Origin of the sequence: Acinetobacter sp. I-MWF, assembly GCF_025433935.1 — a bacterium.
In the GTDB taxonomy this organism is placed as follows: domain Bacteria; phylum Pseudomonadota; class Gammaproteobacteria; order Pseudomonadales; family Moraxellaceae; genus Acinetobacter; species Acinetobacter guillouiae.
Genome location: NZ_JAMBAR010000001.1, coordinates 1,937,338 through 1,950,114, shown reverse-complemented (window position 1 = coordinate 1,950,114; position 12,777 = coordinate 1,937,338). Strand labels below are relative to the sequence as shown.

Here is a 12,777-nt window from a genome sequence, read left to right as displayed (position 1 = left end):
TGAGCAGGCAAGGCATGAAACGAAGAGAATAGCGAGACTATTTTCGAGTTTCATAACGTAGGCTGAGATAATTTTAGCCACAACCCTGAGCAAGAACAAAGCACTGCTTTGTTTGCAGCGCAAGGCGCAGCGGGGGACTAGTGTGGTTTTTGCTGCTACTTCGTTACGAACTATTCATTTAGAATGACTAAATTTCATATTTCGTGCCTTGTATCATCTAAAAACCACTCGAAGTCGCAAACATAGACGAATTGTCAACAGACCCTGATCATTCAAGTGAAGAGTACTTTAAAATTAAATGGATAAATTAGACTGTATCAATACGTTTATTAGTGTCGTTGAATATGGAAATTTCAGCAGCGCATCACGTCACTTAAACATTACTAGAGATCAAGTTGCGAAAAGAATTTGTCATCTGGAAACTATTTTTAATACAGTCCTGTTCATCCGCAATACTCGCAAAATGGATTTAACTCATTCAGGTGAAAAATTTTATCAACACTCTAAAGTCATTATGAGTGAGTTTGAATGGGCAACCAGTGACTTTACCCATGACCAGAAATATCCTGAAGGTAAACTCAGAATCAATGCACCTCATTCATTTAGACATGCGCATCTTACCGAGATCATTTCTAAATTTATGACACAGTATCCCAACATCAAAATAGACTTGTTTCTTTCAGATAAGTTCTTAAATATCAGTGAAGATCAATATGATATTGTGCTCAGAATCAGTCAGGATATTGATCAGCGTAATGCCCACCTGTTTAGTACCTATCATCGACATTTTTATGCAACTACAGCTTACTTTGAAAAATTTGGCGTACCCAATACAATCGATGAGTTAAAACAGCACAGTCTATTGTTGTATTCACAAACGGATTCAAGCACTAAAATTGTGCTGAGTAAGAATAAAAAAGAAGAAACTATTTACTGTACGCCGAAATTGACATGCAACAGTGGCGATTTCCTTTTAGATTTTTGTAAACAAGATCAAGGCATTATATTTTTACCCGATTTTTTAGCAAAAAAAGATCAAGATGCCGGAAAAATTATGCGTTGTTTAGAGGATTATCATTCAAAGCAGCTTTATTTTTATGCAATCACGCCTTCTCAACAAAAGATTCCAAAAAAAGTGAAGCTCTTTTTAGATCATCTCAAAAAACATTTATCTGATCGCTAATATATAAAGCTTTAGACCAGACTTTTACCTAAGAACTAAGTATTCACGGCTCATGTTGTATCTTTATACAATACATAAAGCACTTCAATAAAGCGTTGTGTATGCAAATACTTAGCATCTAAGCTTGCAAACTTGACACAGATTTGAATTTTGGACTAAACACATTGTTTTGTAATCGTGTCTGCATATATTCAGCATAAACCGATAGTTTTTCATAAATATGTTCAGAATAAAACATATCTTCGACTAGGTTTTGCGCTTGAGCTAGATCATAAAGACCTGATAAATTTAAAATTTTAGCATTCATTTCTGAAAATTTACGACATAAAGCCACATGAAAATCATCTTTATATTTAAACAAAAGCTTCTGCATGTTTAATTTATGATCATGATGATCTAATTGCAGATTTTGATCATCTTGATCATTTTCGGGATTTACCAAGAAAATTCGAACCTTAAAAAAACATTCTATTTCAAACAAATAATCTGGATTGATCGGTTGATCTGTAATTAGAAAGATACGATCAACTTCTGCTTGAGTCAGTGCTTTGAATAACTGAAAATAAACAAATTCCTGTGCATCCCATGTTTGATCTTGTAGATCTAAAAATAACTTTAAACTTTCTAGAACGACATCATCCTTGGTCAAGTTCATGGTTTTTTCAACCTGATAATAAGGTTTTAAAATATCTTGAACTTGTGCAGTCAAAAGCGTTGAGTAAAGCACTGTTTGATTTAAATTCGCCAAAATAAACGGTGAAAACAAATAAGCCAGACTTAAATGATTTGAAGCAATTGCAGATTGGATAATCGCTGTACTTTTCTTTTTTGAAAATTCACGTAAGACTTTGGCACGCAATAATGTTGCTTCTAGATTTACAAATCTTTGATTGAGTTGCTCTATCACATTTTCAGAGCAATCATGCTCACATAAAACTTGTGTGAGCACATTCAACTGAGTCGTCACAAACATATCCCTGCCTCATTCTATACTGCATCGCGTGCGAGTATTTTGGAAAGAAATCAAAAAGAAATATAGCCACAAAATTTTAGAAAAAATATATAACAGATAGAGCTGTAATGATTGCTTCTGTTATAGTTATTTTAAATACCCACTTGCATTGACCTATGTATAAATCTGAACAACTGGCCCATAGCCTAAAATTATTGATTGAAAATGGGACGTGGAAAGCACATGAAAAGTTACCCTCACTACGTCAACAGGTTGAACAATCAGGTTTAAGTCTGATTACGGTTATGAATGCTTATCAAGAGCTCGAAGCGCAAGGTCTGATTTATTCAAAAGAAAAGTCAGGGTATTTTGTTGTAGAACAAAGCTCAGATCACCCCACCACATTACATGTGATTAATGAAACAGTTGAAATTAACTCCGTTGTTTTCAAATATTTAAAATCAACCCAGTCTGAACACATTATCCCTTTAGGTTCTGCCTTTCCTAATAGCCAATTGCTCTACTCTGCTAAACTGATACAAACGCTTGGACAACTTGCTCGACAACGGCGTAGCTATGAACAAACACCCAGTCTACCACCCGGAAATTATCAACTGAGAAAAATTATTGCTCAAAAATATGCTATGCAAGGCATCCCCACGGATCCATCTGATATTGTGATTACGTCTGGAGGTTTAGATGCATTAAATCTTTCATTGCAAGCACTTACACAAGCTGGGGACTATATTTTATTACAGCAGACGATTTTTTATGGGGCATGGCAAGCGGCTGAACGACTTGGATTAAAAGTAATTACCATCCCAGAACATCCTGAACATGGTATTGATTTAGACGCATTCGAACAGGCAATTTTAAAATATCCAATTAAAGTATGTTTGATGATGTTAAACGGTCAGAATCCTATTGGCTTTACCGTGAGTGATGAAATTAAATTAAAATTGGCAAAGTTACTCAACCAATATCAGATTTATTTGATTGAAGATGATGTCTATGAAGAACTTTACTATGATCAGAAAAAACCCCTCTCGATGAAGTATTTTGATCAACAAAATTGGGTACTACATTGTTCTTCTTTTTCCAAAACATTAGGTGCAGGTTTTCGTATCGGTTGGGTCTATGCAGGTAAATTCTCTGAACATATTCAGCACACTCAACTTATGAGTACCCTTTCAGTCAACTCATTTATCCAAAATGCTTTGGTTGAGTATCTTTCCCATCGTCATTATGAAAAACATTTAAAAACTTTACGATCCACCTTACAACGCTATAAAAAACAATATTTTAATTATTTAAAAACTCATTTACCTGAACAATGTCATGTCAATTATTATCCTTCAGGGTATTTTTTATGGATTGAATTACCTGAACAAGTCGATAGTAATGAGATCTATCAGCACATGTTAGAACACGGTGTCAGTGTCGCGCCGAGCAGCTTATTTAATATTAGTAATCAACAAAATCACTTTATTCGGATGAATTGTTCATTTGAAATGAATGAAAAGATTCAAAATGCATTAAACCAATTGATTTATATTATTGGTAAATCAGTGACGATATAAGCTGAATTTTTATAACAGATTCATCATTGCTTACTTATCTGTTATAGTTTTTTTCTAATTTTTTGTATCTACAGTGTGAACATGTTTCTATCCATAATGAACCTATATTAAGCAGAAAGAGATTTTGCGATGAATGATGACAAAAGCCCTAAAAAACCACAATATGCTGATAGCTCGATTTCAGACAAAGCCTTTAAACGCATGATCATCTGGTTTTTTATCTACTGTAGCCTGTTTTGTATTGGTGTTATTGTCACAATCGGTGCAGATCACGCTGCTTTAAACTAGATCTCAATTGATTTAAAAAGATACGATTGATAAAACACTCACTTAATCAAGAGAGTGTTTTTTCTGAATCTGTTGGCTTAAAAGTGTATAGGCATCTTTAAGATCTTCCCGCCCCATATCCTGTAACATACGCTGATGCATATCTAAAATATTCACATCTCCACGTCTTGCAGGACCCGTCTGCATTGTTTCAGGATCATTTTGAGTGGCTTTTTTTGCTGTTTCCAAAATTAATGGATACAGTAAATTAAAATCGACCTGCTGTGCATCAACCACTTGTTTAGCCATGTCATAACAATAATTTGTAAAATTACAGGCAAATACCCCTGCCAAATGTAAGCTCAGCCGCTGCGCTGAATTATATGAATAAACCTGATTACTTAGACTATTTGCTAGCGTCGTTAAAGTAGACAAATCCTCTTGCAAAGCTGTTTCAATAAACAACGGGGTATTCTGCCAATCCACTTCACGTTCAAAGCTAAAAGTCTGTAAGGGATAAAAAACCCCAGATTTTACATGGTGTTCAGTCAATATATTGAGATTGGTACTGCCAGAAGTATGAACAATCAAAACATCCGAAAGTTGTGAATGAATCGTTTGAATGACTTGAGCAATGGCTTGGTCGCTTACCGCAATAATTAATAAATCAATTTCAGGTTCTATACAATGCACAGCATCAATAGCCTGAGCATTCACCTGCTGGGCTAAGCGTTGTGCATTGTTTAAATCACGACTATAAATCTGAACAATATGATGTTGTTTTGACAGTGCTTTTGCAAAATGTGTAGCAACACGACCTGAACCAACAATACTAATACGCATATCGACATCTAAAACTTTAAATATACTTACAGCATGCCAATAAAAAAGGGATGAATCAATTCATCCCTCTCAGATTATTTTTGATGACTACATCAATTTAATGCATTGTTTAAATAAATAATTCGCTCAGCGGTACGTTTATTAAAACACTTGGTATATTGCATCTCTTTATTTTGTTGAGACATCGCATCATCCCAATATTGACGTTGTTGCTGATAGGTTTCAATTTCACTGTCTGGAATATCACCAAAACTTTTCTGTGAAATGACTTTACAATCAACATCACGTTTTTCAAACCATTCTGTTTGATCTTGCTTAAATTGTGCTTTTTGTTCATCACTCAAACTGTCCCAAGTCTGGTTTAAACGATCAACTTGTTTAAGCTTTTCTTCATCTAGCTCTTTTTTACGGATGTCCATGGCTTTTTGTGCAAGTGCTGTTTGCTCTGCATTTTCAATTTGGTTGACCTGCTCACGTTCACGCATATCTTTATTTTCTTTCATATAGGCTGCGTATTGCACCGCTTTTACCGTAACAAAAGTTACCCCTTGGATAACTGCATCCTGATTAAGCACATCAAGGGTTAAACCATCTTTGTCTGTTTTCACAACATTGTAATTAAACTTGCCTTTTAACTGATCATTGGCTAGTACCAATTTAGATTCACCAGCTTCGATATACTCACGTATACTGCGATAGCCATCACCTTCACATCCATCCTCACAATCTTGCCCAAATTCTGCATATGAATTTTCAGCACGCTGTTGTAAGCCTTTCGGGAATTGAACCACTAACTGACTTTCACATTCCAGTTGATTGGTTTTAGATGAGTCTTCAGTGATCGTACGAACATTCTTCACTTCAAACTTTAAAGCATTGTTAATTTTTTGAAGTAATGCTTGGTCAGCTTCATAACCAGAATTTTTAATATTGTCTGCGACTTCACGCAAATACTCATCTTTCAAATACTTTTGAATTTGATTGATATTATCTTGATTGGTACAGCTCCACTCTGCAAGTTCAGCATTACCTTCATCTTTTTTCTTTTTGAAGTAATCACAGCCTGACAGCATCAAGGTACTAGAAATTGCAGCAATCATAAATAATGGGTTTAATGATTTATTCATTGTTTATCCGATCATATTTTTATGTGGGTCATTTAACCAAATAATTGAAGAATTTTCGAGTAAAAAATAAAAAGCTTCTGGATATTCAGAAGCTTTTTATACAATTTATGCCTGTTTTAGCACCGAACATACCACTTTAAAAGATTATGGTGTCGTTGCACCAAGTACTTCAAACTCAATACGACGGTTTTTAAATTGCCCTTCTTTCGTTGAATTATCTGCAATTGGATTGTCTTGACCATGTCCTTCAGCAGTTAACTGTGAGGTATGTACGCCCTTTTCAACCAAATATGCAACAACCGATTTTGCACGTTTTTCAGATAATTTTTTGTTTGAATCCGCATTCCCAACATTATCGGTATAACCTTTAACCACGAGTTTTGCATCTGGTAGTTGTTTTAACAAATTCGCAGCTTTATCCAAAATCGCTTTATTGGCGTCTGGAATTCCTGAAGAACCAGTCGCAAAATTAATTACCTGTAAATTCAATGCAGCTGCAATATCATTTACATTGGCTTTATCTGCCTGAATGCTTGACAGTGCTTGGTCTGCTTGTGAGTTACTTGTATCTACATTTGCAGCACTGCTTGTTGCAGCTGCATTTGCATCGGCTGTTTGCTCTACAGAAATATGTAGATTAGGAGCAATAACTTTTAACTCATCTGCCAATTTTTGTGCTTGTGCTAAATCTGAAGTTTGAATGGTAAGTTGATCACCGATCCAAGCCAGTGAAATGCTTGGAATGCCTTTAATTTTAGCCAACACCTGATCTACAGCATTTTGATCCGGCAAATCAGCCGCATAAGCACTGCTGGCTGTAAGTTGACAATGATCGGTTTGACCAAACACTGAGGCAATACTGGTTTTTAAACTGTCCAATAAAGATTGACTGCTCGATTGTGCCTGACAGCTCGCTAATTTACCTTCAGCATCTGTAGAAATTTGCAGTTCAGCGGCTTGCACATCAGCAACAGCTTGTGAAGCACCACTGCTTACTGGATCTCCCCCTACAGGTGGCTTGCTACTGCACTGTTTAAATAACAATGCTGCCAATCCGGCAATCACCAACAAAGCGATAATTGGCAATAACCAATTGGATTTTTTAGGTTCATCTTGGATCGAATTTGCTGTGATTGTAGACGTATCAAGGGGTACTGGTGTTGGAGATACACTTTGTACAGGTATCGGTGCCACAGGTTCTACAGGCGGGATAACTGCCTCAGCAACAGGAGCAGCTTGAGTCGTGGCTGCGAAACCAAGACCACCTACACTTAAACCCAATGTGGCAAATAATCCTGTTGCCCAAGCTGGCAAAGCATCTTGAATATTGTTCCATTGTGCTTTGATAAAATCAAAAATTTCATGCTTACCATCTGAACCTGCTTGATCTGCAAGCAATGATAAAGTTGGAGCAATAGAGTGGTTTAATATGCTTTCAATTTCTTGGGTTGGTGCATTGCCCGCAACCAGTCCTAAAAAATGCGCGACTGTTTCTGGTTGGTGACTGAAAATATCGCCTAAGCGAGGATTTAGATTTTGTTGAAGTGTATTAATAAGTTCTGGTTTTGATTTTAAAACTGAGAGGAGAATGGGATAAAAGGCACTTAAAGCACCGATTTTTTCATCTTGAAACTGAAGATCACCCTGTAAAACTTTTGTGGTCACCCGTTCTTTTAGAAGCTCAATAATATTCATAATTTTGGACACTCCGATTTCATTGTTGTATTTGTCACATTAAAAATCATTTTATTGATCATTTTTTATTCTAGTGATTAAATTCTAATAGTTATAATAGCTTTTTGTAGCACAGCGTGTTCAATATCTATTTGAAAAGCCAGCTTATGCTGGCTTTTTGTTTCAATTTTTGCGCTTATGTAAATTTTACAGCTTAGGCAGTAAACGTTTGCAGTACTTTACCGACCATTTTTTGATTGATTAATGGCGTATTTTTTCCATGAGATAAAATACTGTCATTGTTAACAACCCATTCTAGATCTGGATCAACCAAAGCCCACCCCGACTCTTTGACCCAACGATCCGTCATATTGGCCACTTTTGCAGGGGCAAGCGTAACTTTTTCAACCCATTCTAAAGGCTCAAACAAACCTTCACGAACCAATTGCACCCCAAAAGACACATAGGTATCAAATGCGCTAATACCGGGTAAAGTCTCAGCAAAAGGCGCTAATTTCGCAGAACCACTCAAAGGTTCATGATGGGTACAAATCGCATCAATCACACCGTCTTTGACACCTTGGCGCAGTAATTCTTTATCTTTTTCAGCACGTAATGGTGGGCGCACATGTGCCAAAGAATTAAAACCATCAATCAAGTGTTCTGTTAAATGCAATTGATGCATTGCAACATCTGCCGTCACAGGCAAACCTTTGTTTTTTGCAATTTTAATCAACTCTACAGATGCACCACTTGAAAGCAAACCAAAGTGCGCTTGGACACCTGTTGCTTCAATCATCAATAGGTATTTCGCAATAGCAACTGTTTCAGCCAGTGCTGGAATCATCGGTAGTCCCTGACGTGAGGCAATAAACCCCTCATGTACACAACCATCTTTTGCGATCTGGTGCTCTTCTGGATAAAACACCACAGTCATGTCTAAACCAGCCGCATATTCCAGAGTACGCAGAACCACATCATCATCTTTAAAAGTAGCATAGGCGTTTGAAACGGCAGTACAACCACCCTTTTTTAAACCTGCCATATTTGCGGGTTGTTTACCATTTAAACCTTGGGTTTGCGCACCAATCACTTGTAAATGAATACCACCATCTAACATGGCTTTTTCAACAAGTCCATGAATCAAAGCACCATTGTCTTGCACGATCGGCTTTGAATCAGGTGGGGTAAATACATGCAAAATACCATTTTCACGTGCCGCTTTACCTTCTGACTTCAAGGTACCATGCTGTTGCTGACCTGGCTCACGTAATCGTGCACACAAATCAACCATGGTCGGTATCAACCATTTGCCTTGTCCATCAATGGTATCCACGACATTGGCAGATGATTCAACTATTTTTCCATGTTCAACATAAACCGTTTGTACAGTGTCAGTTTTTTTAATTGGGTCTAAGACACGTACATTTTCAATTTTTACACTACTCATGACTTTATCCTTAACCTTAAACCGCAATTGCGTCTAACAAACCTTTCTCTTGCAACTGACCTTGCATTGCCAAAGCCAAAACAGCCATTCGCACTGCAATACCATTGGTCACTTGATGCAAAATTACCGACTGTGCACCATCAGCAATACTAGAATCAATCTCTACACCGCGGTTCATCGGTCCTGGATGCATAACAATACAATCAGGTTTAGCCATGGCAAGCCGATCTTTATTTAAACCATACATTTTGTAAAATTCAGCTTGTGACGACAAAGCTGGTGAATCAATACGTTCATTTTGAATCCGTAAAGTAATGATCACGTCACAGTCTTTAATGCCTTCATCCATTTTATTGAACAAGCGAACGCCTTCACCATACTCATCAAAACCACACGGAAGCAAAGTGTTTGGTGCAATCACACGAATATCTTTACAACCTAAAGTCTGTAACGCTGCGATATCTGAACGTGCCACACGCGAATGCTTAATATCACCAATAATCGCCAGACTAATGTCTTCAAAATTCTTTTTCGTTTCACGGCGAATGGTTAACATATCTAACATTGCTTGTGTGGGATGAGCATGACGCCCATCTCCAGCATTGATGATTGCAACGTGTGGACAAACTGTTTCAGCAATAAAATGTGCTGCGCCTGATGAAGAGTGGCGCACAACAAAAATATCTGCTGCCATCGCTTCGAGGTTCCATAGCGTATCGCGCAATGTTTCCCCTTTTGAAGTACTTGATCGTGCAATATCAATATTCAATACATTTGCAGATAACCGTTTTGCAGCCGCTTCAAAAGTAGTTCGTGTACGTGTCGAATTTTCAAAGAATAAGTTCATCACTGTACGACCTTCTAAAAGTGGTGTCGTTATCAGTTGATTTTGATCATTTATAAAGGAGTGGGCTGTATCTAGAATTTTGGTGAGGGTTGCTTTAGAAAGACCTTCGATGGTCAGGAAATGCTTTAAGTTTCCGTCATTATTGAGTTGAATCTGACTCGGTGTATGCAATGCCGCCAAGTGCATGAGAGATTCCTTAGAGGTTAAGTTAACGTATTATACAGATTTTCTTTTTCTTTGGCAGTTGAAGTTTTGGACAAATAGTCATAAAAGTCAGCGATCAAATTTTAAATTTGATCTGCTTTAAGTCTGCAAGTTTGAGTGTTAAGTTTATCAATTTTTCTCGAAGTTGCTGAATCATATTGAGGTAGTCACTATCTGATTGATCTTTTAATAGCTCAATATAAGCATCTATTCTCAGCAAGGCTTGCTTACGCCATTTAAGTAATTCTGCTATTGGATGGTACTTTTGTGAATCAAAATCATGCAGTTGATATTTCGATATTTGTATATTGGTTAATGTCACATCATATTCTTTTACACGTTTTAAGCACTTTAAGGTATCTTCTAAACGAAAGCGGATCTCGTGTTCACAAAGAAATTTTAAATGTGGAAAATCCTGTTGAGCAGCAAAATATTGTGCCAATGGCAGAGTAAAATCCTCATAAGGATACCAACGCCCATGCGCACAGGAGATCAATTCTTTATATTTTTTCTGTTCAATCCACAGTTTAAACACAGCAACCTTTGCCTGATGATAATGACTTAATCGTAGCTCAGTTTGTTGTGCCGACTCATCAGCCGTACCCACGTAAATCATTTGGTGGTTTTTTAAATATTTGCTAATTTCTGCATTGAATTTCGTATAACTCAAGTGATTGTCTCACAGCTTATCCTCAGCTTAAAAATACTATAAATGAGTTTTTATTTTAATCACACTGTATCAATTAAGCTCTAACGCTATAGTTAGAGCTTATTGCCCGACTTATCTCAATGCACCAATATAGTGATGTGAAACTTGCGCTCGATAAATTTCTTCTTCTGTTGCACCAGAAACATATGCTTCCTCGCTTTGTTCGACTTGCGTTGTCGTTACTGTATTCACAGAGGAAGCTGGTTGTTCCTGTTCTAATAAATGCTGTAAGCGCAAGGCATGACGATTTAATTCTGGATCTTGAGTCGCCAATGACATATCAATCACATACTGTGCATAGCTTTTATTATCCACTAAATACATCACATCAATCACACGTCCTGTCACACGTCTTAATCGCGTTAAGATTAATGCCCCAATGGAAAACGCATCTGCATGTGCAATAAATCTGCTGTTGTTAAGATCTTGCATAGAAATCCCCGTATTTATTAATTCATTAAAAATTCAATTAAATTTCTGAGCCAATACGATGGATAATTAAGCAAATTGTGTACCAAAATCACGCCATAAAATGAATTAATAATGCATACACATTATTCTCTATTTAAAAGTTTACCGACTAGAACTCGACCCACACATTGCGGACCTTCAAATAGATCTAGAAATTGTCCCGTATGCACTTTGCGCTCATCATGAACTATATTCAACCTGTCAAAAAACTCAGGCACAAGAATATAATTTCTCTTAATCAATATTTTAAATTAAATCAATTACATGAGAAAAATAAATTGTTTAATTCTAAAAATCTTGCAATGCCACATCTTATATTCAAAGTTTAAATAGCTTTGCGTAGGCGATGCCTCACTTTTCAGAGATGAAAAGTGACAAAAATCTTCCGTCGTGCGAGGGGTACGTCCTTTACCCCCGCCCAACGGCGACATCCCTGTCGCCCCACTATAGGATCACCATCTATGATTCAAAAATACAAAAATGAATTGATAACCAAGAGTTTCTAAAAGTTCATACAAAAACATAAGCTTCATTTATGATCAATGACTTGATGCAAATCAGTAATACTTCAAATATTTCAGAGCTTTGCTCAATGTTTCGATTTTTTTGCTTTTTAGTCATTTGACCTAGCCTATAAACTAAAGCATCATGATTATCAGCGACACTATTCTGTTCAATACATCAGTGCAATTGTAAAAATAAATCCATGTTTAAGCCTTACATTGAATGTAAGAAAGTTAAATCAAATTTTAATGATAAAAATAGCGCCAACACATTTCCAATGAAATCAAAATTAATAACACACCCATCACGATATTAAAAAGACGTGCTCGATTTCCTGTATTTAAAAAGCTTGCTAACTTTTCACCAGCAATCCCCCACAGTACTAAAGATAGATAACAGACAACAAAATAAATCGCTACAAAAACCAATAAAACAGCATGGATATGCCCCGTTGAAAATAGCCCTGTACCCGCCACTGCGGCAATCCATGCTTTAGGATTTAGCCATTGCATCAACGCACCCTGTATAAAGGTTGGTATTTTTGCTTCATCATGGGGTTGACTTGAGATAACGGTCCCTTTTGCACGTAGAATATTGAGCCCAATCCACAACAATAAAACTGTACCTAAAATCGTGATCACATCAAGAAGTACAGGATAGATCACAATCATTTGATACAAACCAAAACAGACTGATGCCAATAACAAGGTAAAACCAATGGTCGCCCCTGAAATAAATGCAAAAGTTGCTTTTACACCATAATTCATACTGCTGGTTAAAATGGTCAAATTCACAGGTCCCGGTGAAATCGACATAGACAGCGAAAAAATAAACATTGAAACAATAAGACTGAGCATTTTTTAAATTCGTTATTTGATCTTATCTACATATTGATATTTGAATATATTTCAAGCAAAAAAACCGAATTTTTAACTGAATTTGGTACTTTTTATAAAATTTCGGACT

The 12,777-nt window shown here is 36.5% G+C and carries 12 protein-coding genes; 3 read left to right on the top strand and 9 right to left on the bottom strand.

What is annotated here, in order from left to right:
- Positions 1 to 298 precede the first annotated feature (298 nt).
- A complete protein-coding gene (locus M2R48_RS08975) occupies positions 299 to 1,183 on the top strand; it encodes a LysR family transcriptional regulator (RefSeq protein ID WP_239045789.1) in 885 nt (294 codons plus the stop codon).
- A gap of 118 nt (positions 1,184 to 1,301) precedes the next feature.
- Here the strand turns inward: M2R48_RS08975 and M2R48_RS08970 are convergent, their stop codons facing one another.
- Positions 1,302 to 2,156 (bottom strand): hypothetical protein, encoded by an 855-nt coding sequence (locus M2R48_RS08970; protein ID WP_262085837.1) that lies wholly within the window; start codon positions 2,154 to 2,156, stop codon positions 1,302 to 1,304.
- A gap of 155 nt (positions 2,157 to 2,311) precedes the next feature.
- Between M2R48_RS08970 and M2R48_RS08965 the strand changes: the two genes are divergently transcribed.
- Both M2R48_RS08965 and M2R48_RS08960 read left to right on the top strand, forming a co-directional pair.
- Complete coding sequence (locus tag M2R48_RS08965) at positions 2,312 to 3,715, top strand: PLP-dependent aminotransferase family protein (protein WP_262085836.1); 1,404 nt, start codon at positions 2,312 to 2,314, stop codon at positions 3,713 to 3,715.
- A gap of 129 nt (positions 3,716 to 3,844) precedes the next feature.
- Complete coding sequence (locus tag M2R48_RS08960; protein WP_004721086.1) at positions 3,845 to 4,003, top strand: hypothetical protein; 159 nt, start codon at positions 3,845 to 3,847, stop codon at positions 4,001 to 4,003.
- 42 nt (positions 4,004 to 4,045) lie between these two features.
- On the opposite strand, the gene M2R48_RS08955 is transcribed toward M2R48_RS08960, so the two are convergent.
- The 8 genes from M2R48_RS08955 to M2R48_RS08920 form a co-directional block, all read right to left on the bottom strand.
- Entirely contained in the window at positions 4,046 to 4,825 is a 780-nt protein-coding gene (locus M2R48_RS08955; RefSeq protein WP_262085835.1) for a Rossmann-like and DUF2520 domain-containing protein, read from the bottom strand.
- 92 nt (positions 4,826 to 4,917) lie between these two features.
- Positions 4,918 to 5,952, bottom strand: coding sequence for a DUF1311 domain-containing protein (locus M2R48_RS08950; protein ID WP_262085834.1), 1,035 nt, complete (start codon positions 5,950 to 5,952; stop codon positions 4,918 to 4,920).
- Positions 5,953 to 6,096: 144 nt separating this feature from the next.
- Positions 6,097 to 7,647: an OmpA family protein gene (locus M2R48_RS08945; protein ID WP_262085833.1), complete on the bottom strand. Its 1,551-nt coding sequence runs from the start codon at positions 7,645 to 7,647 to the stop codon at positions 6,097 to 6,099.
- Positions 7,648 to 7,840: 193 nt separating this feature from the next.
- On the bottom strand, positions 7,841 to 9,076 hold the full coding sequence (locus tag M2R48_RS08940; RefSeq protein ID WP_262085831.1) for a dihydroorotase: 1,236 nt from the start codon (positions 9,074 to 9,076) through the stop codon (positions 7,841 to 7,843).
- A 16-nt stretch (positions 9,077 to 9,092) separates the two neighbouring features.
- The gene (locus tag M2R48_RS08935) at positions 9,093 to 10,109 is read right to left on the bottom strand and encodes an aspartate carbamoyltransferase catalytic subunit (RefSeq protein WP_262085830.1); all 1,017 of its coding nucleotides are present in this window, start codon (positions 10,107 to 10,109) and stop codon (positions 9,093 to 9,095) included.
- A gap of 94 nt (positions 10,110 to 10,203) precedes the next feature.
- Complete coding sequence (locus tag M2R48_RS08930; protein ID WP_262085829.1) at positions 10,204 to 10,797, bottom strand: hypothetical protein; 594 nt, start codon at positions 10,795 to 10,797, stop codon at positions 10,204 to 10,206.
- A 111-nt stretch (positions 10,798 to 10,908) separates the two neighbouring features.
- Entirely contained in the window at positions 10,909 to 11,268 is a 360-nt protein-coding gene (locus M2R48_RS08925) for a hypothetical protein (protein WP_004820990.1), read from the bottom strand.
- A gap of 788 nt (positions 11,269 to 12,056) precedes the next feature.
- Positions 12,057 to 12,668: a LysE family translocator gene (locus tag M2R48_RS08920; RefSeq protein ID WP_262085828.1), complete on the bottom strand. Its 612-nt coding sequence runs from the start codon at positions 12,666 to 12,668 to the stop codon at positions 12,057 to 12,059.
- Positions 12,669 to 12,777: the final 109 nt, after the last annotated feature.

Excerpts from the sequence above, each read along its gene's own strand:
- M2R48_RS08975 (WP_239045789.1), top strand. The coding sequence starts at position 299 with ATGGATAAATTAGACTGTATCAATACGTTTATTAGTGTCGTTGAATAT.
- M2R48_RS08970 (WP_262085837.1), bottom strand. The coding sequence starts at position 2,156 with ATGTTTGTGACGACTCAGTTGAATGTGCTCACACAAGTTTTATGTGAG.
- M2R48_RS08965 (WP_262085836.1), top strand. The coding sequence starts at position 2,312 with ATGTATAAATCTGAACAACTGGCCCATAGCCTAAAATTATTGATTGAA.
- M2R48_RS08960 (WP_004721086.1), top strand. The coding sequence starts at position 3,845 with ATGAATGATGACAAAAGCCCTAAAAAACCACAATATGCTGATAGCTCG.
- M2R48_RS08955 (WP_262085835.1), bottom strand. The coding sequence starts at position 4,825 with ATGCGTATTAGTATTGTTGGTTCAGGTCGTGTTGCTACACATTTTGCA.
- M2R48_RS08950 (WP_262085834.1), bottom strand. The coding sequence starts at position 5,952 with ATGAATAAATCATTAAACCCATTATTTATGATTGCTGCAATTTCTAGT.
- M2R48_RS08945 (WP_262085833.1), bottom strand. The coding sequence starts at position 7,647 with ATGAATATTATTGAGCTTCTAAAAGAACGGGTGACCACAAAAGTTTTA.
- M2R48_RS08940 (WP_262085831.1), bottom strand. The coding sequence starts at position 9,076 with ATGAGTAGTGTAAAAATTGAAAATGTACGTGTCTTAGACCCAATTAAA.
- M2R48_RS08935 (WP_262085830.1), bottom strand. The coding sequence starts at position 10,109 with ATGCACTTGGCGGCATTGCATACACCGAGTCAGATTCAACTCAATAAT.
- M2R48_RS08925 (WP_004820990.1), bottom strand. The coding sequence starts at position 11,268 with ATGCAAGATCTTAACAACAGCAGATTTATTGCACATGCAGATGCGTTT.
- M2R48_RS08920 (WP_262085828.1), bottom strand. The coding sequence starts at position 12,668 with ATGCTCAGTCTTATTGTTTCAATGTTTATTTTTTCGCTGTCTATGTCG.